The 25,161-nt window shown below is 49.7% G+C and carries 15 protein-coding genes, 1 tRNA gene and 4 pseudogenes; 19 read left to right on the forward strand and 1 reads right to left on the reverse strand.

Features of this window, described 5'->3' with window-relative positions; all coding sequences use genetic code 11:
* The first annotated feature begins 91 nt into the window (after window positions 1–91).
* Window positions 92–2,833 (forward strand): DEAD/DEAH box helicase family protein, encoded by a 2,742-nt coding sequence (locus JCM10914_RS16245; protein ID WP_036718585.1) that lies wholly within the window; start codon window positions 92–94, stop codon window positions 2,831–2,833.
* Between the two features lie 150 nt (window positions 2,834–2,983).
* On the opposite strand, the gene JCM10914_RS16250 is transcribed toward JCM10914_RS16245, so the two are convergent.
* Window positions 2,984–3,057, reverse strand: a tRNA-Arg gene (locus JCM10914_RS16250).
* Between the two features lie 352 nt (window positions 3,058–3,409).
* On the opposite strand from JCM10914_RS16250, the gene JCM10914_RS16255 reads away from it, so the two are divergent.
* The 18 genes and pseudogenes from JCM10914_RS16255 to JCM10914_RS16340 all read left to right on the forward strand — a co-directional run bounded on the left by JCM10914_RS16255 (window position 3,410) and on the right by JCM10914_RS16340 (window position 25,050).
* Window positions 3,410–4,252, forward strand: coding sequence for a hypothetical protein (locus tag JCM10914_RS16255; protein WP_036718617.1), 843 nt, complete (start codon window positions 3,410–3,412; stop codon window positions 4,250–4,252).
* Window positions 4,253–4,402: 150 nt separating this feature from the next.
* Window positions 4,403–5,734, forward strand: coding sequence for a trigger factor (gene tig / locus JCM10914_RS16260; protein WP_023962921.1), 1,332 nt, complete (start codon window positions 4,403–4,405; stop codon window positions 5,732–5,734).
* A gap of 276 nt (window positions 5,735–6,010) precedes the next feature.
* Window positions 6,011–6,601 (forward strand): ATP-dependent Clp endopeptidase proteolytic subunit ClpP, encoded by a 591-nt coding sequence (gene clpP / locus JCM10914_RS16265; protein ID WP_036718588.1) that lies wholly within the window; start codon window positions 6,011–6,013, stop codon window positions 6,599–6,601.
* 14 nt (window positions 6,602–6,615) lie between these two features.
* A complete protein-coding gene (gene clpX, locus JCM10914_RS16270; RefSeq protein WP_023962923.1) occupies window positions 6,616–7,881 on the forward strand; it encodes an ATP-dependent protease ATP-binding subunit ClpX in 1,266 nt (421 codons plus the stop codon).
* Between the two features lie 112 nt (window positions 7,882–7,993).
* The gene (gene ispG, locus JCM10914_RS16275) at window positions 7,994–9,103 is read left to right on the forward strand and encodes a flavodoxin-dependent (E)-4-hydroxy-3-methylbut-2-enyl-diphosphate synthase (RefSeq protein WP_023962925.1); all 1,110 of its coding nucleotides are present in this window, start codon (window positions 7,994–7,996) and stop codon (window positions 9,101–9,103) included.
* A gap of 489 nt (window positions 9,104–9,592) precedes the next feature.
* The gene (gene lonB / locus JCM10914_RS16280) at window positions 9,593–11,323 is read left to right on the forward strand and encodes an ATP-dependent protease LonB (protein ID WP_023962928.1); all 1,731 of its coding nucleotides are present in this window, start codon (window positions 9,593–9,595) and stop codon (window positions 11,321–11,323) included.
* 84 nt (window positions 11,324–11,407) lie between these two features.
* A complete protein-coding gene (lon, locus tag JCM10914_RS16285) occupies window positions 11,408–13,744 on the forward strand; it encodes an endopeptidase La (protein WP_023962929.1) in 2,337 nt (778 codons plus the stop codon).
* A 16-nt stretch (window positions 13,745–13,760) separates the two neighbouring features.
* Window positions 13,761–14,390: a ribosome biogenesis GTP-binding protein YihA/YsxC gene (yihA, locus tag JCM10914_RS16290; RefSeq protein WP_023962931.1), complete on the forward strand. Its 630-nt coding sequence runs from the start codon at window positions 13,761–13,763 to the stop codon at window positions 14,388–14,390.
* A 225-nt stretch (window positions 14,391–14,615) separates the two neighbouring features.
* On the forward strand, window positions 14,616–15,206 hold the full coding sequence (locus JCM10914_RS16295) for a hypothetical protein (RefSeq protein WP_023962933.1): 591 nt from the start codon (window positions 14,616–14,618) through the stop codon (window positions 15,204–15,206).
* Between the two features lie 353 nt (window positions 15,207–15,559).
* Window positions 15,560–15,958, forward strand: a complete 399-nt coding sequence (gene speD / locus JCM10914_RS16300) for an adenosylmethionine decarboxylase (protein WP_023962935.1) — start codon at window positions 15,560–15,562, stop codon at window positions 15,956–15,958.
* A gap of 349 nt (window positions 15,959–16,307) precedes the next feature.
* Entirely contained in the window at window positions 16,308–17,723 is a 1,416-nt protein-coding gene (gene hemA, locus JCM10914_RS16305) for a glutamyl-tRNA reductase (RefSeq protein WP_023962939.1), read from the forward strand.
* 17 nt (window positions 17,724–17,740) lie between these two features.
* Window positions 17,741–18,571: a cytochrome c biogenesis protein CcsA gene (gene ccsA / locus JCM10914_RS16310; RefSeq protein ID WP_036718592.1), complete on the forward strand. Its 831-nt coding sequence runs from the start codon at window positions 17,741–17,743 to the stop codon at window positions 18,569–18,571.
* Between the two features lie 6 nt (window positions 18,572–18,577).
* Window positions 18,578–19,234 (forward strand): bifunctional precorrin-2 dehydrogenase/sirohydrochlorin ferrochelatase, encoded by a 657-nt coding sequence (locus JCM10914_RS16315; protein ID WP_023962943.1) that lies wholly within the window; start codon window positions 18,578–18,580, stop codon window positions 19,232–19,234.
* Between the two features lie 6 nt (window positions 19,235–19,240).
* The gene (gene hemC, locus JCM10914_RS16320) at window positions 19,241–20,197 is read left to right on the forward strand and encodes a hydroxymethylbilane synthase (RefSeq protein ID WP_023962945.1); all 957 of its coding nucleotides are present in this window, start codon (window positions 19,241–19,243) and stop codon (window positions 20,195–20,197) included.
* Window positions 20,198–20,201: 4 nt separating this feature from the next.
* Window positions 20,202–21,757 (forward strand): annotated as a pseudogene (gene cobA / locus JCM10914_RS16325) (uroporphyrinogen-III C-methyltransferase).
* A 51-nt stretch (window positions 21,758–21,808) separates the two neighbouring features.
* Window positions 21,809–22,806: pseudogene (gene hemB / locus JCM10914_RS16330) on the forward strand (porphobilinogen synthase).
* A gap of 45 nt (window positions 22,807–22,851) precedes the next feature.
* Window positions 22,852–24,143 (forward strand): annotated as a pseudogene (gene hemL, locus JCM10914_RS16335) (glutamate-1-semialdehyde 2,1-aminomutase).
* A pseudogene (locus JCM10914_RS16340) lies at window positions 24,140–25,050 on the forward strand (RluA family pseudouridine synthase). Before hemL ends, JCM10914_RS16340 begins: the two co-directional pseudogenes overlap by 4 nt.
* Window positions 25,051–25,161 lie beyond the last annotated feature (111 nt).

The raw sequence follows: 25,161 nt of genomic DNA on the forward strand, positions 1-25,161 counted from the left end.
GATTCCCTTATAATAGATAGTATCGTTACTTTTTTGATTGGGGATAGAAGCTCTACAAAGAAACGAGGTGTCATTCATTTTAGACAAGAAAATGAAATCTTTTCCTGACCATTTATCCTTCCGGTATACTTGGCGTTCTTATCAAAAAAGGATATTGGATGGACTGGACGAGCATTTAAAAAACCGCCATTTGCATCTGGTAGCACCACCAGGCTCCGGCAAAACCGTACTCGGACTTGAGGTCATGCTTCGCATAAACCGACCAACGATTATACTGGCGCCTACCTTGACGATTAAGCAGCAATGGGCGAGCCGGTTTGTAGAACTTTTTTTGCCAGACAGCGAGGATACCCCGGATTGGATTTCGACATCGCTCAAGCAGCCGGCGTTGGTGACGATCACTACGTATCGAGCCTTACATCGCTTGTTAAGCACCGCAGGGGAGAACAATCTGCCTGAAGATGGAGACGGTGCCGATCCCGAACCGACGGAGGAAGCAGGTCAGGGAGATGATTTGGAAGAGATCAACAGCCACACGGAAGCGCTGGAGACCATCCGGCAATGGACGGAAATCGGTGTGCATACCCTTATCTTTGATGAGGCGCATCATTTAAGGGTGTCTTGGTGGCAAAGCGCCATGCAGTTGTGCAGCATGCTCGACCAACCTACCAAAATCGCGCTTACCGCAACACCACCGTACGATGTGAGTCCAAGAGAGTGGCAGCGCTATATTGAACTTTGCGGCCCGATCGATGAAGAGATCAGCGTGCCTGAGTTAGTTCGCCACGGTGAGCTGTGTCCGCATCAGGATTATATAAGCCTCACCACACCGACATCCGATGAAGCGTCAAGAATACGCAAGTTTCGCACAGACGCAGCACAGTTGAAAGACGATATGGTGCAGAATGCGTTTTTGGCAAACTTGCTTGTTCATCATCCATGGATTGCACAGTCGAATACTTACATAGAAGATATCCTATCATCACCGGGGTACTACTCCAGCATGGTCATTTATCTACGTGCTGCCGATCAACCGGAATGGAAAGAAGCGGTGAAACTCCTGGGGATGAAGGAGAAGGAAGTACCTGATTTCACGGAGGAATGGCTCGAGGAGCTGCTGACTGGCGTTCTATATAGGGATCCTCACGTGGACCATGAACAGCCCGAGATCAAGGCTTGGCAGAAGCATATGAGTCGTATGGGTATGATTGAGCGGCGCAGGGTCTATCTCAGGTCGACGCCGGCCTTTGACAAGATGCTGGTACAGAGCGTCTCCAAGCTGCACAGCATCGGACGAATACTTGATTTTGAGCGCTCTGTCCTGGAGGAACGTCTGCGCATGGTTATTTTGACGGATTATATTCGCAAGGACGATCTGCCTAGACACGGAGATGATCTTAACCCGCTCACTCGGTTGGGCGTCGTTCCAATCTTCGAAATGATTCGCAGGCAGCTGCTTGAGGCTGGAAAGCTGAAGCTAGCCGACAGGCTGCCTATTGGCATATTAACAGGTTCTTTTGTTGTGTTACCGGCATCTGCCCTGCCGCTGGCCACGGAGGGTGCGAGTCGGCGCGGGGTTCAGCTGTCGACCAAGCCTTTGGTGCATGATGAGCGTTTCGTCACGGTAGATGTAAGAGATTCCAATCGTTCGACTATCGTAGCGATCGTGACCGAAGTATTTGCGCAAGGAGAGATTGAGATACTGGTGGGGACGGCTGCCTTGTTAGGCGAAGGATGGGATGCGCCGGGAATCAATTCCCTGATCATGGCTTCCTATGTCGGCTCCTTTATGTTATCGAACCAGATGAGAGGAAGGGCCATTCGGACTCAGCGCGGTAATCCGGACAAGACGGGGGCGATATGGCATTTAGCGTGCGTTGATACAAGCGGAATCGATGGTGGGGAGGACCTGGCTTCCTTAGCCCGAAGATTCAGGTCTTTGGTTGGCCTATCGGTTACGTATCAGAAGATTGAATCCGGAATGGATCGTATGGGCCTGGATGTAAGAAAAAGACAGACTGCGCGGAGCATCGATGCTTATAACCAAGATACTCTAAGAAGAGCTAAGGAGCGGCATCTTCTGAAGGAGCGTTGGGACGCCGCAATCGGTCTGCATTCCTCCATGACGGAGGAACTTACGGTTACGAAAGAGAGCATGCCCAGACCGTATATATTTTCCCATACCATCAAGGCTGTATTTATGTTTGGGATATTTTTGGCAATTGGCGCATGGGGGGAGGCGGTCCTCTCGCCGCGGCTGCTGAGTATGGATGCACCAACCTGGTTTAAGATGCTGATCCCGCTCGTTATAGCTCTCCTCGTCTCAAGTCCATGGATCTATAAAGCGATTAAAATGAAAGTGCGTCACCGGTCTCTGGATCGCAGTATCCGCCAGGTCGGACTCGCTGTTTATTCGACTCTTTACCGCATGGAGCTTATGGGGGAGGAGCCGAGCATTCATCGCATCAAGGCGGAAGAGGAAGGCGGTGCGGTTGTTTGCTGGCTTCGGGATGGCAGTACCCAAGAAAAAACGGTCTTTCTTCTTGCTCTGCAGCAGGTGCTGGATCCAATAGAGAACCCCCGTTATCTTCTATATCGTGAATCAAAGAGCTGGTTTGTCACGAAGCGTGACTATCACGCGGTTCCCGAAGAGATCGGACGGCGTAAAGAGAATGCCGAACGATTTGTGGAATCATGGCGCAAGCATGTAGGTCCAGCCGAGCTTGTCTACACGCGTACACCGGAAGGCCGAAAGATGCTGCTCACTGCCAGAACGAAGGCATTATCCTCGATGTTCGTTCATAAATCGGATCGAATTAGTGCGTGGAGATAGGGACGCAATAAAAAGTTCAAGTGGGATACGGCCCTGTCTGGCCGACTGCGAAGCATATCTACTGAAGATTATTCGCAGGCGGGCCCCTACTCGGGGTTCTCATCCCATGGGACGCAAAAAAACACCGTCAATTGACGGTGTTCTTTGTTACGTCCCAGAAGGGATTCGAACCCCTGACCGACGGCTTAGAAGGCCGTTGCTCTATCCAGCTGAGCTACTGGGACATGATTTTTTCAAGCAGGAATTATCTTATCACACGGGGAGGGGAAATTCAATCATAATTTTACCTGGTTCATTTTTTAGGGATTGCAGGATTATTCCGATACCATTCGGGGTTATATTGATAAGATACACGACTTGATCATTAGATCGTTATCGGATGACGGTGACCGTGCTGACGGTACGGAATCCTCGTTTTTTTATCTTGGCTATACATATGCTATAATCTACGATTATGACGAGCAGGATCAGAAAGGAGGTGTCCTTATCAAGGACTCTTACTTCCCAGAACAAGAGGATAAGAACATCATCCTGTTACCGAAGACGCTGGACTACTATCAGATTCAGCTTACGGTTATGCTTGAGAATGAACGGTACGGTGAAGCGATGGGGGTGCTGCGTTTCCTCCTCCAGTGCAGCGGACAGAACGAGCGCAATTACGAAGAGTGGCAATCGCTTCTTGAATGGCTCGAAGCCGCCTTTCCGGAAGCGGCTGTACCCGCCTCCGAAGGTGCTCCTTCCGAGCCTGAAGAGGATGACCCGGACGAAGCGGAAATGACGCGGCAGATGGTTAACCAAAAAGCCGCTCAAGACGCGGGTTATGCCGACAAATTGCTGGCGTCTGTCATGAACGGGCCACTAACGGAGCAGACGATACTGGCGCTTGAGCAGCTTGCCTATCTGGAACGCCCTGAAATTGACGCCGCTCTAACCGATTGGCTGCGTGAGACCCCACTGCATCCCTTGCTGCAATTCCGGGTTCTGCAAACCCTGCGCAGAAGGGGCATGGATGGGGTTGTCAGTCTCACACGCGGGCAGGAAACCGTAGAGATCGAGATTGATGCGGTGCCTTTGTCCCCAGAAGATTTTCCGCTGGCAATGAACAAGATTCTGGAGCGGGTGGCGGATCAAACCGAAATACACGAGCCCACCTTGTATTATTTTGCTCAGGAGCTATGGTCTCAGTTCATTATGGCTATCTACGGTACAACCGATTACTTCTCCATGCAGAACGAAGATGACTCCATGCTGGATATTTGGGCGGCAGCTCTACATGATGTCATTTCTGAGAGCCTGAAGGGATTTCGCAACGAGGAAGAGATTCGCAGATTGTACGGAATCACAGACACGATGCGATTCCGATACGAAGGGGCCTACCGTTCTCTTATGCAATTTGTTTCAGCAGGGGTGGAAGAATAGCAGACTGCTAGCTGGAAATCGTTTACGTTATCATCGCATCCGGGTTCACCCTTGAAAAAGGATTTAATGTTGTTTATACTATAGTGGTTATTCGGTACGTGATAGATTATTGCGCCGACCACGTGAATTATTTTGGAGGGGAAAGCATAAATGAAAGCAACTTGGGAAAAAATAGAGAAGAACCTTGGCGTTCTTGACGTTGAGGTTGATGCGGAGCGCGTTGCGTCCGCCCTCGACAAAGCTTTTAATAAAGTAGCTAAAAAAGCAAATGTACCAGGATTTCGTAAGGGCAAAGTACCTCGTCCGATCTTCGAAGCTCGCTACGGCGTAGAGAGTTTGTACCAGGATGCAATTGACATTCTGCTGCCTGAAGTGTACGGCGAGGCTGTAGAGCAAGCTGATATCTTCCCTGTGGATCGTCCAGAGGTTGATATCGAGCAATTCGCTAAAGGCGAAACTTTTAAATTCAAAGCAAAAGTAACCGTGAAACCTGAAGTTCAACTTGGTGATTACAAGGGAGTCGAAGTAGCAGCGGTTACAGCGGAAGTTTCTGATGAAGAGCTTGCGGAAGAGTTGGAGCGTCTGCAACAGCGCCACGCTGAGCTCAGCGTTATTGACGAAGGTACTGCACAATCCGGCGATACCGTTGTCATTGACTTCGACGGATCCGTTGACGGCGTACCGTTCGAAGGTGGACAAGCAGAGCGTTATTCCCTTGAGATTGGAAGCAACACCTTTATCCCTGGTTTCGAAGATCAAGTTATCGGACTGGGAACTGGCGATTTTAAGGATGTGGAAGTAACCTTCCCTGAGACCTACCATGCCGAGGAACTGGCTAGCAAACAAGCTATATTCAAAGTCAAATTGCACGAAATCAAGCGTAAGCAACTTCCTGAACTGGACGATGAGTTCGCTAAAGATGTAAGCGAATTTGATACACTTGACGAGTACAAAGAAGATTTGAAGAAGCAATTGCTGACTCGCAAAGAGCAAGAAGCTCAAGGCGTTCGTGAGAACGAAGTTGTTGAGAAAGCCGCAGCTAACGCTGAGATCGAAATTCCAGAAGCTATGATTCAATCCGAAGTTCAAAACATGATGCGCGATTTCGACAACCGTCTTCGCCAGCAAGGGATGAACCTTGAGATGTTCCTGAGCTTCTCCGGCCAATCCAACGAGGATCTGGAAGGACAAATGAAGGACGATGCTCAGAAGCGCGTTCGCAACAATCTGGTGCTTGAGCAAATCGCCAAAGAAGAAAAACTTGAGGTATCCGAAGAAGAAATCAACAAAGAGCTCGACAACATGGCAGATACGTACAAGCGCTCTGTTGATGAGATCCGCAGCATCCTGGGTGCTAACGGTTCGCTCGATAGCCTTCGTGAAGAGCTTCTGCTCCGCAAAACCATTGACTTCTTGCTGGAAAACAGCGTAGAGGGCGCACCGGTTGAGCCTAAAGTAGAAGAGCCTGCGACTGAAGAATAATTTAAATAGGCAGCTGCCGAAGCTGCTCTTACATTGGATAAGGCACGTACATTTCATGCGTGCCTTATTTTTACCTAAGAATAGCCAATTTGTTACTAAATATGACACGAATTGGTTGTTGGATTCGACATACATAATGAATGATGGTGGCAGGATATAATTCTTGGCAAGTTCATAGAATGTAAACATGGTTAAAAAATGACATCGTGCTGTGAACATGTTAGAATATCTTGTGTAACGCTGTAGTATATTTTCCAAGGAAAAGAGGTTGGTCGCATGAGTCTTGTACCTATGGTTGTGGAGCAAACCAGTAGAGGCGAAAGATCTTACGATATCTACTCAAGATTACTGAAGGATCGCATTATATTCCTCAGCAGTGCGATCGATGACGATGTCGCTAATCTTGTTATTGCCCAGCTGCTGTTTCTGGCTGCGGAAGATCCAGAAAAAGACATCTCTTTATACATCAATTCTCCTGGCGGTTCGGTTACAGCCGGGATGGGTATATATGATACGATGCAGTTGATTAAACCTGATGTATCAACCATTTGCGTCGGCATGGCCGCCAGCATGGGATCGCTGTTGCTTACGGCAGGAGCGCCAGGCAAACGCTATGCGCTGGAGAACAGTGAAGTCATGATCCATCAGCCGCTTGGCGGTATTCAAGGTCAGGCATCCGATATTCAAATTCATGCAGATTGGATCATCAAGACGAGACATAAATTGAACCAGATCTATGTGGAACGTACGGGTCAGCCCCTTGAAAAAATCGAACGCGATACGGACCGCGACTTTTTTATGAGCGCGGACGAAGCGAAGGCGTACGGTATTATTGATGATGTTCTGTCTTCACCGACCAAATCATAAGGGGGGGTAAACGCATGTTTAAATTTAACGATGACAAAGGGCAGTTGAAATGCTCCTTCTGCGGCAAATCGCAGGAGCAAGTCCGCAAGTTGGTTGCGGGGCCCGGTGTATATATATGTGATGAATGTATCGATCTGTGCTCTGAGATTGTAGAGGAAGAGCTCGGTCATGAGGAAGAGGTAGATCTGAAAGATATTCCGAAACCGCGTGAAATCCGGGATATTCTCGATCAGTACGTCATTGGACAGGACCAGGCGAAGAAGTCTCTTTCGGTTGCCGTATATAACCACTACAAACGAATTAACACGCAGAGCAAGATCGAGGACGTGGAGCTTCAGAAGAGTAATATCTTGATGCTCGGCCCTACAGGCTCCGGTAAGACATTGTTGGCGCAAACGATGGCGAAGATTCTTAATGTTCCGTTTGCCATTGCGGATGCAACTTCACTAACCGAAGCAGGCTATGTTGGTGAAGATGTGGAGAATATTCTCCTCAAGCTGATCCAGGCCGCTGATTACGACGTGGAGAAAGCAGAACGCGGAATCATCTATATTGACGAGATTGATAAAGTGGCTCGTAAATCCGAGAATCCATCCATCACGCGCGACGTGTCCGGTGAAGGCGTGCAGCAAGCCTTGCTGAAGATCCTGGAAGGCACCGTTGCTTCTGTTCCGCCACAAGGCGGGCGCAAGCATCCGCACCAGGAGTTCATCCAGATCGATACGACGAACATTCTGTTCATCTGCGGTGGTGCATTTGACGGGTTGGAGCAATACATTAAACGTCGGATCGGTAAGAAAGTAATCGGTTTTAATGCGTCCGGAGAAGGTCAGAAGGATCTGAAACCGGGTGAATACTTGACGATGGTATTGCCGGAGGATCTGCTTAAGTTCGGTTTGATTCCGGAATTCGTAGGTCGTCTGCCGGTAGTGTCCACACTGGAGCCGCTCGATGAGACTACGTTGGTTCGGATTCTCTCTGAGCCGAAGAACGCTTTGACGAAGCAGTATCAGAAGCTGCTTGAGTTTGATAATGTCAACCTCAAGTTTGAAGCTGGTGCGCTTGAAGCGATTGCTCGTGAGGCGATCAAACGCAATACGGGTGCGCGTGGATTGCGTTCTATCATTGAGGGAATCATGCTGGATGTCATGTATGAAGTGCCATCTCGTGACGACATCAAGGATTGTGTTATCACAGAGCAAGTTGTTAAGGATAAGGTCATTCCAGAATTGCAAAGCAAAGACAGTGAGGACGACAAGAAACAAGAAGAAAGCGCCTGATGCGTTTTAGCGCAACAGGCGTGGAATAAATCTACGCTATTCTCCACTTCCAGTTTTGGCCAGCGGCCGGAACTGAGGTGGAGCTTTGGCGTTGTATGGGAGAGATTGATCCATGTTTTTGAGACAAGACACACGGCCCGTTAAGGTGGGGAATCTCACGATTGGTGGGAAGAACGAAGTCATTATTCAAAGCATGTGTACAACCAAAACAGCGGATGTCGAAGCAACAGTTGCAGAGATTCTTCGCCTCGAAGAGGCCGGGTGCCAGGTTGTCCGGGTAACGGTGAACAACGAGGAAGCCGCTGCGGCCATTAAGGAAATCAAGAAACGCATTCATATTCCGCTCGTCGCGGATATACATTTTAACTATAAGCTTGCGCTGATCGCGATCGAGAACGGAATCGATAAAGTCCGGATTAACCCGGGCAATATCGGTAAGCGGGAAAAGGTCGAGGCTGTCGTCAAAGCATGTAAAGAGAAAGGTATCCCGATTCGAATCGGTGTTAATGCCGGTTCGCTGGAGAACCATCTTCTTGAGAAGTACGGCTATCCGACACCGGAGGCCATGGTGGAAAGCGCGCTGTATCATATCGGTATTTTGGAAGAGCTGGATTTCCATGATATTATCGTTTCGCTGAAAGCGTCTGACGTTCCGATGGCGATTGCAGCGTATTCGAAAGCTGCTGAAGTAATCCCTTATCCGCTTCATCTGGGAATTACCGAAGCTGGCACTCTGTTCTCAGGTACCGTGAAGAGTGCGGCTGGTTTAGGGGCACTTTTGTCCCTTGGTATCGGCAGTACGATGCGGATCTCTTTGAGCGCAGATCCCGTAGAGGAAATCAAAGTTGGGCGGGAGCTTCTCAAATCATTCGGTTTGATTTCGGACGCAGCAACCTTGGTATCTTGCCCGACCTGTGGACGACTGGATATTGATCTATTCTCCATTGCCAATGAAGTAGAGGAGTACATCTCGAAGATTAAAGTTCCGATTAAGGTTTCTGTTCTCGGCTGTGCCGTAAACGGACCTGGCGAGGCGAGAGAGGCCGACATCGGAATTGCTGGCGCACGGGGCGAGGGTCTGCTCTTCCGTTATGGAGAGATGATTCGCAAAGTTCCGGAAGCTACGATGGTTGAGGAACTGAAAAAGGAAATCGATAACATCGTGCGAGTGTATGAGGAGACGGGCGAAATTCCGGGCCGCAAGCACAAAACCACGGTTTAAGCTTGATAACTAACAACTGATTTACTCATATTAACGGCAGTCTCTTTGAAGAGACTGCCGTTTTGTTGCTGCTAATTATGAGTTTCTATTTATTAAGAAGCTCTGCTCTTCCCTCTCCCCGCCCCCATAATATGAGCAGGATGCCAACCGCTGAAGCAGCGAAGCGGACGAATCGATTCCGTAGAAACGCAAGTGGTCGCCTTTGTCCCCGAGTTTCTCCCACGGGAGAATCTTGACTGAAATTTGGGGACAACAGCGATCGAAGGAACGATACGTACACGGAGCGTCTCACCATAACCATACCATCAGCTCTCTTAAGAAGATCAATAATCTAATCTGTTAATATAGTTATCTTACCAGCATCCTGTTCATATCATCCCCTCAGAACAAATTGTTCTGCATATCGCGTTTTACCATGAAACTAATCGGTAATACTACCATGTATTAACGTTTCGATGAAGACATAAGCAGACACAGGAGGAATGACCTATGAATTTAAGTATTGTGATAATGCTGGTGCAGCTGTTCTTTGCAGTCATCATCGGCATTTATTTTTGGAACTTATTACGTGGCCAGAAGACAAGCAAGACGGCAGTGGACCGGGAATCGCGCAAAGAGCTTGATAAGCTGCGCAAGCTTCGCTCTGTATCTTTGACCAAGCCATTGGCTGAGAAGACAAGGCCACAGACGATGGATGATATCGTGGGGCAGAAGGATGGCCTGCGCGCCTTGAAGGCCGCACTGTGCAGTGCGAATCCGCAGCATGTCATCGTCTATGGACCTCCAGGGGTCGGCAAGACAGCAGCAGCGCGCGTAGTCATGGAGGAAGCAAAGAAAAATCCGCAATCACCATTTAAGCATGACGCCAAATTCACCGAAATCGATGCCACGACGGCACGGTTTGACGAACGCGGTATTGCTGATCCGCTGATTGGTTCGGTGCATGATCCGATTTATCAAGGTGCAGGCGCGATGGGAGTTGCCGGGATTCCACAACCGAAGCCAGGTGCGGTTACGAAGGCTCATGGCGGAATTCTGTTTATTGATGAAATTGGGGAATTGCATCCGATTCAGATGAATAAGCTGTTAAAAGTCCTGGAAGACCGCAAGGTACTTCTGGAGAGCGCATATTATAACTCGGAGGATGCGAATACGCCTGCTTATATTCACGATATCTTTCAAAATGGGCTTCCGGCAGACTTCCGTCTCGTCGGAGCAACAACACGTTCACCTGAGGAAGTTGCTCCTGCACTCCGCTCGCGCTGCATGGAGATTTTTTTCCGTCCGCTGCTTCCAGAAGAGATTGGACGAATTGCCGAGGATGCGATCCAAAAGATTGGACTTTCAGCTGCACCCGAAGCCGTAGATGTGGTGAAGCAGTATTGCTCTAACGGCCGGGAAGCCGTTAATATGATTCAATTGGCGGCAGGCCTGGCCTTAACGGAAAAGCGAGACTCGCTTCGCGCAGCCGACGTAGAGTGGGTAGCCAGCAGCAGCCAGCTTCAGCCTCGTCCGGATCGTAAAATACCGGAGAAGCCACAGGTAGGCGTGATCAACGGCTTGGCGGTATATGGTCCGAATATGGGAGCCTTGCTGGAGATCGAGGTATCCGCCGTCCCGGTTGAAAAAGGACGTGGAACCTACAATATCACAGGAGTTGTGGACGAAGAGGAATTTGGCGGTGGATCACGGAAGCTTCGTCGCAAGAGCATGGCGAAGGGTTCCATCGAGAACGTCATTACAGTGTTAGGGTCCATGGGTTTTGCTCCCAAGGACTATGACTTGCATATCAACTTTCCAGGCGGTACGCCGATTGATGGGCCTTCCGCAGGTATTGCGATGGCTACTGCGATTGTATCGGCGATTAAAGGCATCGAAGTCGATAACAAACTTGCTATGACTGGTGAAATGAGTATCCATGGCAAAGTGAAGCCGATTGGCGGCGTGATCGCCAAAGTTGAAGCGGCGTTTCAGGCAGGCGCGACCCGTGTTATTATACCCAAGGACAATTGGCAGACGTTATTTCAGGATTTGACGGGTGGACTGCGAGTGATCCCTGTGGAGTCATTAAGCGAAGTGTTCAGTCAAGTGTTCGGCGGATCGTTTGCACCGGAAGTGATCCAACTGCCTGGTAGCGAGGTTTTTCCGGCTTCGTCTGCTTCATTGCTGCAGGCCACGCCACCGCGAAATAGTAAGGTGACGGACGCCGGGAGCTGTTAAGTATCACATAGTTGGTTTTTTATACGCGGATTTGATAAAATAGGAATAGTGTCAACATTGAGAGCCATTGGAGGTGCGAAAGCGATGGGACCCAGTAAATCCAAAGGTCGTCGTTTTCCTTTACTGCCTTTAAGAGGTCTTCTTGTCTATCCAAGTATGGTGCTTCACTTGGACGTAGGCCGGGAGAAGTCGGTAAAGGCTTTAGAAAAGGCGATGGTTGAAGACAATTTGATTCTCCTATGTTCTCAATCGGAAGTGAACATTGAAGAACCAACGCAGGATGACATCTTTAAGATTGGCACAGTTGCCAATGTACGCCAAATGCTTAAACTTCCTAACGGTACCATACGTGTGCTTGTGGAGGGTATGGAACGTGCGGAAATTATTCAATATACGGATCAAGAAGAATACTACGAGGTCATGGCCCGCGAACTGCCGGAACAAGAAAATCATGACCCCGAAGTATCCGCGTTGATGCGCACCGTACTGTCTCAATTCGAGAACTACATTAACCTGTCGAAGAAGGTTACGCCTGAGACGCTGGCTGCCGTATCGGATATTGATGAGCCTGGCCGGCTGGCGGATGTAATTACAAGCCATTTGTCGCTCAAGATTAAAGATAAACAGGCGATTCTCGAGACGATTGATGTTCGTAAACGACTGGAATCCTTGCTCGATATCTTGAACAATGAGCGTGAGGTGCTGGAGCTTGAGCGCAAGATTAACCAACGGGTCAAGAAGCAGATGGAGAAGACCCAGAAGGAATATTATTTGCGCGAGCAGATGAAAGCCATCCAGAAAGAACTTGGTGATAAGGAAGGCCGTACATCCGAGGTGGAGGAACTGCGAGGTCAACTTCAGGAACTGGAGCTGCCTGAGCGGGTAGAGGAAAAGGTAGAGAAGGAAATTGATCGCCTTGAGAAGATGCCGGCAAGTTCCGCTGAAGGCGGAGTCATTCGCAATTATGTTGACTGGCTCCTAGCACTGCCGTGGTCCAAGAAGACCGAGGATGATCTGGACATCATCAAAGCCGAACAGGTGCTGGATGAGGATCATTACGGGCTGGAAAAACCGAAGGAACGCGTACTCGAATATCTGGCGGTTCAGAAGTTGGTGAAGAAGATGAAGGGGCCGATCCTTTGTCTTGTCGGACCTCCGGGTGTCGGCAAAACTTCGCTCGCTCGTTCCATCGCCCGTTCGCTTGAACGGAAATTCGTTCGCGTATCGCTCGGGGGCGTGCGGGACGAGGCCGAGATTCGCGGTCACAGACGTACGTATGTCGGTGCGATGCCGGGCCGGATCATTCAGGGAATGAAGACGGCCGGATCGATGAACCCGGTCTTCCTGCTGGATGAGATCGATAAGATGGCCTCCGATTTCCGCGGGGATCCGTCCTCAGCCTTGCTGGAAGTGTTAGATCCTGAGCAGAACAATACGTTCAGCGATCACTTCGTCGAAATTCCGTTTGACCTGTCCAACGTAATGTTTGTTACGACCGCCAATGTACTGCATAACATTCCGAGACCGCTGCTGGATCGTATGGAAATATTGAATATTCCGGGTTATACGGAGCTTGAGAAGCTCCAGATTGCCAAGCGCTACCTGCTGCCAAAGCAAAAAGCCGAGCACGGTCTGGAGCCGGAACAGCTTATTCTGGAAGAGGAAGCACTCATGAAGGTGATCCGGGAGTACACCCGGGAATCCGGTGTGCGGAATCTGGAGCAGCAAGTCGCGGCTTTGTGTCGTAAAGCAGCGAAACAGATCGTGACCCATGAATCGGCATCGATTGAAATTAAGGCAGATGATATCAAGGACTATCTTGGTATTGCCAAATTCCGATATGGTATGGCGGAGCTTGAAGATCAGATTGGAACGGTTACGGGATTGGCATGGACCGAAGTGGGCGGAGAGACGCTGACGATCGAGGTAACGGTGGTTCCTGGTACCGGTAAGCTGACCTTGACGGGTAAACTGGGGGATGTGATGAAGGAATCAGCTCAAGCCGCATTTAGTTTTACCCGCTCGAAGGCGGTGGAACTGGGGATAGAGCCTGACTTCCATGAGAAGCTTGACGTTCATATCCATATCCCGGAAGGAGCCATTCCGAAGGACGGACCTTCCGCTGGTATTACGATAGCCACGGCTCTTATATCATCATTAACGAAACGTCATGTAGCCCGCGACGTGGCCATGACTGGAGAAATCACACTTCGCGGACGTGTGCTGCCGATCGGTGGTTTAAAGGAGAAATCCTTGGCGGCCCATCGGGCAGGCTACAAAAAAATATTGCTCCCTAAGGATAACGAACGTGATTTGCGCGATATACCTGACAGCGTAAAGAATGACGTTGAATTCGTTCCAGTTTCACATATGGATCAAGTTCTCGAGCATGCGCTCGTAGAACAGGCGGGAGTGCATTAGAGAGGAATTCTGTCTTATGAAAGTGACGAAAGCCGAATTTATTATCAGTGCTGTCGTACCTGCCCAATATCCTGAAGACGCCTTGCCGGAGATTGCTCTGGCAGGGCGTTCGAATGTGGGCAAGTCATCATTGATCAATCGTTTAATATCTAGGAAAAACCTGGCCCGTACAAGTGCAACTCCGGGCAAGACTCAGCAGCTTAATTATTACAAGGTGAATGACGAGTTGTATCTCGTTGATTTTCCCGGATATGGGTACGCCAAGGTATCGAAGACCCAGCGTGCTGCATTCGGTGAAATGATTGAGAAGTATTTGTTGAGTCGCGATGAGTTGAAGCTGGTGCTTCTCGTCATCGATTTGCGACATCCGCCTTCGAAGGATGATATCAGCATGTATGAGTGGCTGCAATATTACAACAGGCCAGTGTGTGTGGTTGCAACCAAAGCGGACAAGATTCCGAAGACCAGACGCCATAAACATGTAAAGATCGTGAAGGATACGTTAAACTTCCAGCCACATCATTCTTTTGTAATGTTCTCCTCCGAGCTTGGACTAGGCAAGGACGAGTTGTGGGCCATTATGCAGTCTCATATGGGTACAATGGATCCCGAAGAACCGTTAGAAGAAGGTTTGCCAGCAGAGTAGGGGAACGGAAATCCCCTTCCTGGTTACAGTATTTTTTCGAGTGTAATATAGGGAAACGGTGCATTCTTAACAGGAAAGTGAGCATCTTGCGGGAAATGTCAGTCTGATTCCGGTTAATTCCGTTTTTTTATGAAATTTGCTGGATATTCTCATTTAGACGGCAGGAAAGACCGCTTGGGTCTGCTGTATAATGGTAGTAAGTTAAAAGAATTGAGGGAGATTTGTATGGCTCAGCGGTTAGCCACAGAATATGTTAATGCCACAATGCAAATGACGGATGTTCAAATGGATCAATTTCTGCAATATACCCAAGCTTTCCGGGTTACAAACCGGGTCAAAGTCATGGATAGCGGAGAGCAGGAGTTTGTGCTCGAAGATGAAAGCGGGGAAGAAGTTCATTTGCCCTTTGAACGCAAGAATGGCTTGTACGTCTGTGAGCTGTCGTGCCGATTGGTTACCCCACGCCTAACAAATGCCGTACGCAAATTGTTTGCGGCTTTTAAGGGAACCGGAAAAGTGAATCGGATTTATCGCGGTTTTACGATGAGCTACGACTATCACGTCGGAACGGTGCATAGAATTACGCAGATTGCCGGTAACGACAGCATTGTTATCTACGAATACAAGAATACCGCAGGCGAGCTGCAGCGCCTATTCAACAGCAATGAAGCAGAGCGGGAGATTGTATCCATTCAGCACCATATTAATATGCTTCTGGACCAACGAAATGCAGCAGGACATGACCATCATACGATACGTACGATAGATGAACGGCTGAGACGTTTTAATCAGAGGCTGTTTGTGCTTGAAGCTTAGAAGAGTCGCCCAGAGGGCGGCTTTTTTTGCGTTGAAGGGCCTTGTTATTTGCTGTGAAACGAGGCGAGTATGGCGGTCTGAACAGTCATATTTGTTATCAAGGCACTTCGGCACCATTCTGCTCAGGCTTACATATATTGAGCTGTAAATTATTTAGGGTTAATTTACAAAAAGGTGTTGCAATTGATCGTCATAGATGTTATTTTTAATCTCGTTGAAAAGAATATAGGAACCAGGATTCACTCAGGACATGTAATGTTGCGAGAGATTATTCCCTCGGGAAGTGAATGACGTAGGTCCTAGCGGATGAAATTTTTCAAACATTTTATTCCTAGGAAGGGGGAAACCGGAAGATGGAATACTCAACTTTCGGAAGACACGTTGCTGTTGATACTTGGGGAGTCGATTTTGAACGATTGAACAGTGCTGAATATTTACAGGCACAAATGGTGGAAGCCGCTGAAGCTTGTGGAGCAACGGTATTATCCGTCCAGTCCAAGCAGTTCGAACCACAAGGTGCGACTGTGCTTGTGTTGCTGTCGGAAAGCCATCTCTCGATTCATACGTACCCTGAGAGAGGTTTTGCTGCGATTGACTGTTACACCTGCGGTGATACGGTAGATCCGCAATTGGCAATTGACTATCTGGTATCCGCTTTGAAACCTGAAAAATGCTACGCTAAGAAACTCGTGCGCGGGCTCGGCGAAATGACCGTGGAGACGCCCGAGATGAAACAGGCTGAACTCGTTTAAGAAGGTCGTCTAAACCATATGCATATTGATAACCATGGGAATTTCCATGGTTATTTTATTTTGACCGCATGCGGCAAGTCGATGATCCTTCCCGATTTATGGACAAATGGTCTATCGATGAAATTCATACGTATATCTCTAGTGAATGATATCCACAATAGTAAGGTGTGGTCATTAGATGCAAATGTTTCATTTATGGAATGAATGAGTGCATGAAGAACGATGTGGATTTCATAAACATTTCATAAAATAGACAGGGCATCAAGGCATACTGTGATATAATGAACAAAGTCAAGGCAGGCCGTTACGACGGCAACACTACTCGTAGAAATAGGCAGGTGAACTTGCAATGCACATCGTCGTTGTTGGATTGAACTATCGCACGGCGCCTGTGGAAGTCAGAGAACGCTTTACCTTTGCGGAGAAAGACATGCCAGCGGCGTTGCAACAGCTAAATTCGACCAAGAGCGTATTGGAGGGCGTCATTGTTGCTACCTGCAACCGTACCGAGATTTATGTTGTGGTAGACCGTCTTCATATGTGCGGCTACTTTATCCGCAGTTTTATGGAACAGTGGTTCGGCATTAACAGGGAAGAGTTTACGCAGCATCTATATATATATGAAGACGAACAAGCGATTTCTCATTTGTTCAAAGTAACATGCGGTTTGGACTCGATGGTCATTGGGGAGACGCAGATACTGGGACAGGTTAAGAACGCTTTCCTGACATCCCAACAGCATCAAGCTACCGGCACGTGGTTCAATATGCTATTCAAACAAGCGGTGACACTCGGTAAACGTGCGCATTCGGAAACATCGATTGGCGAAAGTGCGGTATCCGTAAGTTACGCCGCCGTTGAATTAGGCAAACGGATCTTCGGCACGTTTCATAATAAAAAAGTCATGATTCTTGGTGCAGGCAAGATGAGCGAGCTTACCGTGAAGCATCTGTATGCCAACGGGGCGGCTGAGGTGATGGTCGCGAACCGTACCTTGGGCCGGGCGGAGGAACTGGCTCGTAAGTTCCAAGGCGCTCCATTCACGATCGATCAGGCGATGCAGCGAATTCAAGAGGTGGACATCATCATCAGCTCGACAGGATCGAACGAGTATGTGCTCAATGCGGATCGTGTGCTTGAGAGCATGAAGCGGCGTCAATCGCGTCCGCTGTTCATGATTGACATTGCCGTACCGCGGGATATTGATCCGGCCATCGGCGATTTATCGAATGTATTCTTGTACGATATCGATGATCTGGAGGGAATTGTGGAGACGAACATGGAGATGCGTCGCGCGGAAGCCGCCAAGATCGAAGTGATGATTCAAGAAGAAATGGATGCTTTTCATACCTGGTTGAAGACGCTTGGGATCAGACCAGCTATCCGGGCACTGCAGGAGAAATCGAATGCGATTCATGAAGAAACGCTGGAGAGCCTCTTCAACAAGCTGCCAGAACTGGATGAGCGTCAGCAGAAGGTCATCCGTCGCTTAACCAAGAGCATCGTGAATCAGATGATGCATGATCCGATTAACCGGATCAAAGAGATGACAGGTGATAAACAGGGCGGGGAAGCGCTGGATTATTTCACACAAATATTTGCGCTGGAAAGCCTGATTCAGGAGAACGAGCAGGAGAACCGCAGTCATAGTCATACCAAGAACGTCATAGCCAGCCCGCAATTTGAGCGGAAGACGATTGCTCCAGCAGAGGAGCTGGCTGAGGAGAAACCGCGCAAGGTATCCCTGGCTCCAGCCACCCTTTAAGAAGGGGAGTGGATCCCATGCTGTTAAACCTAATTTATATCACCGGCATTTGCACCTATGCCCTGAGCCTTCTGTTTTATATCTCGGATTGTATTTCACGCAATCCGGTGGCGAAGCGGATAGGCACAGGGCTTCTTGCTATTACTGCGTTGTTTCAATTCGCGGGCATCGGGATTCGAGCGATGGAAGGAGGGCATTTTCACCTTCCGGTATTCACATTATTTGATTTTTTATTTTTGCTTACCTTCTTTATAACGCTCACCTCAATCGTCCTTACGTATATTAAGCGTTCGGAATTCGTAGCCCTGCTGGTGAATTTGATCGGCTTTACGATTATGCTGGTCAACCGCCTGTGGTTTACGACAAGCGATAACGCTCTATACAGCTGGGAGACTGAGCATCGATTGCTGCTGGTTCATATTGCGCTTGCGAGCATAAGCTTCGCCGCCCTCACACTCGGGGCGGTTCTGGCAGCGATTTATATGTTTTTGCATTGGAAACTCAAAACGAAGCGATGGAATGATACGGTCAGGCGGCTGCCAAGCCTGGAGAAGCTGGACCTCTATTCATATAAAGCCTTGATCACAGGCACGTCGATTCTGGTCACTTCGCTCCTTATGGCAGGGTTGTCGGTTGCAGTCGCCGGACGTTGGTCGTTGTTTCTGGATATAAAGGTATTATCGACCTTGGTCGCTTTGGCGATGTATATCATCTACTTCGTGAAACGGCGAATCCGAAAGGGTACTGGACGAGAAGCGGCGGCGTGGGCGCTGATCGGATACGGATTTATCATCTTGAATTTTTTTCTGAATTCATGGTCGGCGTTTCATAGTTGGTCGGGAGTGTGATGACAGGTGGCATATGACAATAATATACCTATTCTGCTGAATTGCAGAAACCGCCGCTGTTTGATCATTGGCGGCGGCAGGGTCGCTGCACGTAAAGCATCAACTTTGCTGGATGTCGGGGCGAATGTACATATTGTAAGCCCGGTAATAAAAAGTGAAAGTTTGCAACAACAAGTGGATCGCGGCCAGCTCCGCTGGGATCAGAGGACGTATGGTGCTGATGTAATCCAGGGGGCTTTTCTGGTACATGCGGCAACGAACGATGCCAAGCTCAATCTGATTATTGCGGAGGATGCTGAACGCCTGGGCATCTTGGTGAACGTATCAAGTGATGGAGGACGCGGTTCTTTTACGAACCCAACCGTGATGAGACGCGGACGGCTGATACTTGCGGTGTCCACATCCGGCGCGGGGCCGATCGCCTCGATGCGCATTCGCGATCAGTTGGAAGAGCAGTTCGGCGAAGCGTATGAGTCATATTTGGATGTACTCTACCGAATTAGGGCTACCATTAAGAGCGTAGTAAGCGACGAGGAGATTCGGAGAAGATTGCTGGACCAAGCCTATCGTTTGGATATACTCGGAGAGATTGAACGCGGGAATGATGAGCCGTGGAGTACGGACAGAATCAAGCTATGGATTGAGAACAATCAGGAGGAATGAACAAGCATGCGCACAATTGTGGTTGGAAGCAGACAAAGTGCTTTGGCACTCACACAGACAGGACAAGTTATTGATGATCTACAGCGAATAGCGAGAGCGAATGGGTTGGATTTCAATTTCGAAGTCAAAAAAATCGTGACCAAGGGAGATCGCATACTTGATGTCACGTTATCAAAGGTCGGCGGTAAAGGTCTATTCGTCAAGGAGATTGAACAAGCCATGTTGGATGGGGAGATTGATATGGCTGTGCACAGCATGAAGGATATGCCGTCCGTTCTGCCAGATGGTCTCGTATCCGGTGCAGTGCCTGCGCGAAAGGACCCACGGGACTGTCTATTGTCCAAGGTGGGTACAACGCTTGACGATCTGCCGCAAGGTGCGAAGGTAGGGACAAGCAGCTTGCGCCGCTCCAGTCAGTTGAAGGCATACCGACCGGATCTTCAAATCGACTGGATTCGGGGGAATATCGATTCACGCATTCGCAAGATGGAGGATGGTGAATTCCATGCGATCATTCTAGCGACGGCAGGTATGCAGCGTATGGGCTGGGAGGATCGCATTACATCCCGCTTGCCGATTGACATTAGTCTACCTGCGGTGGGTCAAGGCGCACTCGGTATCGAATGCCGTGAGAATGACACTGAATTGCTAAATCTATTGTCTCTTTATAATGATGAACATACCGCACTTACTGTAGCGGCTGAGCGTAAATTCCTGAGCGAATTGAACGGTGGTTGCCAAGTTCCGATTGGCGCCCATGCGGTGCTAAAGAATATAGGCGCAGGTGATTCCCGCGGAGAACAAAACGTTATACAATTAACGGGTATGGTAGGCTCTCCGGACGGTGAAATCGTATTGAAGGAAAGCGCTGAGGGAACGAATCCAGAGGTGCTTGGAGTGGAAGTAGCCGAGAAGCTGAAAGCTAAAGGAGCGGAGAAGATTCTGGCACAAGTAAGGGGATGAAGGGATGGCAGGTAAGGTTTACCTCGTCGGTGCAGGTCCGGGCGATGCGCGGCTGATTACGATAAAGGGCAAGGAATGTATAGAGAAGGCAGATGCCGTCGTTTATGATCGTTTGGCTAGCCCTCGCCTGCTGCGGTGGATGAAGCCGGGGGCGAAGAAAGTCTATGTAGGCAAGCTTCCTGACCGTCATACCATGAAGCAGGATGAAATCAACCAGCTGCTGGTGGATTTGGCGCTTGAAGGCAAGGTTGTTGTTCGATTAAAGGGCGGTGACCCGACTATTTTCGGAAGAGTAGGCGAGGAAGCCGAGTTGCTGTATCGCAACGGGATTCCTTACGAAATCGTGCCGGGGATTACGTCAGCGATCAGCGTACCGGCATATGCCGGCATTCCGGTAACGCATCGGGAGCACGCATCTTCCTTGTCGATTATTACGGGACACGAGAGCCCGGAGAAGCTGGATCGCATGATTCAGTGGGACAAGGTTACCAATGCTACGGGGACACTAATATTTATGATGGGTGTCGCCAAGATTGGTTATATTAGCCGGCAACTGATCAAGCACGGCAGGCCACCAGAAACACCAGTTGCGCTTATACGATGGGGAACACGGGCTGAACAGGATACGCTGACAGCTACCCTTGCAGATATCGAAGAGAAGGTAAGGAAGGCGGATTTCCAGCCGCCCGCAGTTATCGTAGTTGGACAAGTAGTACTTCAGCGCGAACATCTGAAGTGGGCGGAGCGCCTGCCATTGTTCGGCACGCGTATCCTGGTTACGCGGGCTCGCAGCCAGGCGAGTACTTTGGTATCCCAGATTGAGGATCTTGGGGGAGAACCTTATGAATTTCCGGTGATCGATACGATCATGCCATCCTCAGAGCATTCGCGACTGGAAGTTCAGCAGGCGCTGGGTAAGCTGAATATCTATCACTGGGTGTTCTTTACCAGCGTGAACGGAGTGGAGTTCTTCTTCCGTCATTTGAAGGAGCAGGGCAAGGATATCCGTTCGTTGGCGTCAGCAGAGTAGTTGCCGTTGGTCCAGCTACAGCAGAAGCGCTAAGACACTATGGGATTGCCGCCGAAGTTCTCTCCGAACGGTTCCAGGCGGAAGGGCTTGTCGACAGATATAGCTCGGAGCTTGTCCCCGGTCAGAACGTACTGCTGCCGCGCGGCGATCTTGCCCGCAAGTGGCTACCTGAGCAGCTCACGGAGATGGGACTCCATGTAACGGATGTCACCACCTATGAGAATGTGCTCTGCGGAGAAGACGATGATGAGCTGTTGAAGCTGCTAGAGGAAGGTAAAATCCATGCCGTTACGTTTACGAGCTCATCAACCGTAAATAATCTGTTCAAGGTACTTAAGAACATGGGCGTAGACGAGCCAGCCCGGCTTCTGAAATCTGCCGCTATCGCTTGCATCGGACCGTTGACAGCCAAGACTGCTGAAGAAGCGGGATTAGAGGTGTCGATATTGGCCGAGGAAGCGACTGTCGATAGCCTGGTGCAAGCCCTGTGTCAGTGGAATGAGGATAATCCAAGACGCATGATGTCATAATCGATATTTCATATTTTTCATTTATAAAGATACAACTGGAGGTAGTTCGTCATGAGTTTTCCAATCGTACGTCATCGCCGGCTTCGTCAAAACGCCGGCATTCGCAGCATGGTGCGCGAGACTGTGCTGCAGCCGGAAGATCTCGTTCAGCCCATTTTTGTCGCCTTTGGCAGTGGCATTAAATCCGAAATTTCTTCGATGCCCGGCGTCTATCATTTTTCGCTCGATACGTTGAAAGAAGAAGTCGATGAGATCGTTGATCTGGGGATTCCAGCCGTACTATTATTTGGTATTCCCGAGACAAAGACAGTGTTGGATCATCGGGCTTTGCCGAGGACGGAATTGTGCAGGAAGCGACGCGATTGATCAAATCGTGGTATCCGGACCTGCTGGTTATCGCGGACACCTGTCTGTGCGAATTCACGGACCATGGCCATTGTGGCATGGTGCATACATTCGAGCGTGACGGCCACGTCTGCGGTGATGTTCTGAACGACCAATCACTGGAGCTCCTTGCACGTACCGCAGTGTCTCAAGCCAAGGCGGGGGCAGACATTATTGCACCTTCCAATATGATGGATGGTTTTGTGCAGGCGATTCGCAGCGGACTCGATGAAGCCGGATTTGAGCATGTTCCGATTATGTCATATTCGGTGAAATATGCATCCGCCTTTTATGGACCGTTCCGCGAAGCCGCGGATTCCGCGCCGCAATTCGGTGATCGCAAAACCTATCAGATGGACCCGGCGAACGTCAGGGAAGCGCTCCGTGAGGCAGAATCAGACGTGCTTGAAGGGGCTGACATGTTGATGGTGAAGCCGGCCATGGCTTATCTGGATGTGGTCCGGTTGCTTCGCGATCAATTCGACCTGCCGATTGTAGCTTACAACGTAAGCGGAGAATATTCGATGATCAAAGCAGCTGCCCAGCAGGGGTGGATCAATGAGCAGGCGATTGTTCTGGAGCTGTTAACCGCAATGAAACGCGCGGGTGCGGACATTATCATCACGTATTTTTCCAAGGATGCCGTGCGCTGGATGAGCAAGTAAACGATAATCGAAGCTACGTAATTACGTTTGTTAGGAGTGTGGATGATGAGTCAAGGTTTGCGAAAAGAGGGTCTTTCCCGTTCAGCCTTTGAAGAGGCAAAGCAGTATATTCCCGGAGGTTAACAGTCCGGTGCGCGCGTTCAAGTCCGTGGGACTGACACCGATCTATATGGAGCGTGGTGAAGGCAGCCGGGTATTTGATATCGATGGCAATACCTTTATCGATTATGTGGGCTCCTGGGGACCGCTGATTATGGGGCACGCTCATCCCGAGGTGGTAGAAGCGCTGCAGGAGACCGTGGTGAAAGGCACGAGCTTTGGGGCCAACGCTGCTCGAGACGGAAATGGCCAAACTGGTGTGCGAACGTGTACCGTCGATCGAGGTTGTAAGAATGGTTAACTCGGGCACGGAGGCGACGATGAGCGCGATCCGACTTGCTCGTGGATATACAGGTCGTAATAAAATCATTAAATTCGAGGGTTCTTACCACGGACATGCTGACAGCTTGTTGATCAAAGCAGGTTCGGGCATCGCTACACTCGGTCTGCCGGATAGCCCGGGCGTCCCGAAGAGTGTTGCCACCAATACGATTGCAGTCCCATACAATGATCTGGCGTCGGTTCAGCTCGCATTCGAACGGTTCGGCGAAGAGATTGCGGCTGTGATCGTTGAGCCGGTTGCAGGCAACATGGGCGTCGTTGCCCCGAATCCTGGGTTCCTGGAAGGTCTGCGCCAAGTAACCACGGAGTATGGTAGCGTGTTGATTTTTGATGAGGTGATGACCGGGTTCCGGGTTGATCTGAACTGTGCGCAAGGCCGTTACGGTGTTACGCCTGACTTGACTTGCCTCGGCAAGGTTATTGGCGGCGGTCTGCCGGTCGGGGCCTATGGTGGCAGACGAGAGCTTATGGATCAGATTGCACCGGCTGGCCCGATCTATCAGGCAGGGACGCTCAGTGGGAATCCGCTGGCCATGGCTGCGGGCTACACGACGCTCAAGCTGCTGACGCCGGAGGTTTATGCCCAACTGGAAGAGCGCGGTGCCCAGCTGCAAGCCGGCTTAGAGCGCAACGCACAGGAATTTGGCATACCGTTGACCATTAATCGCGTAGGCTCGATGGTCTGTCCGTTTTTTACCAACACACCGGTTGTTAATTTTGACACGGCCAAGTCGAGTGACTTGGATTTGTTCAGTCGTTACTTTGCCGCGATGGTTCAAGAAGGAATCAGTGTGCCGCCTTCGCAGTTTGAAGGCATGTTCATATCCGGAGTCCATAGCTCCGAAGATATTGAGAAGACGATCGAGGCTAACTATAACGCCTTCAAGAGCCTATGACGTATCAGGGTGCTTGGAGCAAACGCGGCGAGTGGCTTGAATTAATGCCGGGTAAATGGCTGCTTAATCAACCCGATCGTGATGAAGCCACAGCTAGCTGGCTATTGGAGACGATGGGAATGCCGGCTAAGCTGTATCGCAAGCTGCGCCATGAGCAGGGGATACAATGGAGAGGGGATCGGCTGCGGCTGATCCTTTTTCCATTGCGCGATTATGGCATTGAGCAAGGTGGCAGGACCTGCACGTGTTGTACGAGGATGATTTTTGCCTCGTTGTCCAAAAACCTGCCGGTATGGCCGTGCATCCTGATCAACAATCGCAGGAGACCACGCTGAATCATGTCGTTGCTTCGTATTATGAATCGACTGGTGTTCAGACCGCCGTAAGACATATCCATCGACTCGACAAGGATACAACCGGCCCCGTGCTGTATGCAAAGAATGAATATGCGCAATTGAAGCTGGACGAAGCGATGCGAGAGAAGAAGATCGTCCGGATCTACGCCGCAATCGTTCAAGGACGGGTTGATCCTGGACTTAAGGTAATCGATCTGCCGATAGGCAAGGACCGCAATCATGGGAGTCGGCGCAGGGTCTCTTTAACGGGACAGGCCGCTGTAACCCATGTTATGTCTTCCGAAGTGTATCGTGCACACAGCCTGCTTCACCTTCGGTTAGAGACAGGTCGAACGCATCAGATTCGGGTCCATCTAAGCCATATGGGGCATCCACTTGCAGGTGATTCTCTTTATGGAGGAAGTGCAGTCACTTTTAAACGTCAGGCACTGCACGGGGAGCGCCTCTGGTTCCAGCATCCTCTGACAGGTGAAGAGGTGGAAGTGTTTGCTCCCTGGCCGGAAGATATGAGCAAATTACAAGAGTGGATAAGAACCTCATCCTCTCGTTAGATTTTAGATAAGACCATGGATTCATTCTGAAACTTTCAAACACAATCCGTAAAAAAGTCATGCTCCCCCTTGTTGACGCATACAGATAAATGGAGTGGCAAAACTTAGGCT

It is taken from the genome of Paenibacillus sp. JCM 10914 (assembly GCF_001315105.1).
Lineage (GTDB): Bacteria > Bacillota > Bacilli > Paenibacillales > Paenibacillaceae > Paenibacillus_AQ.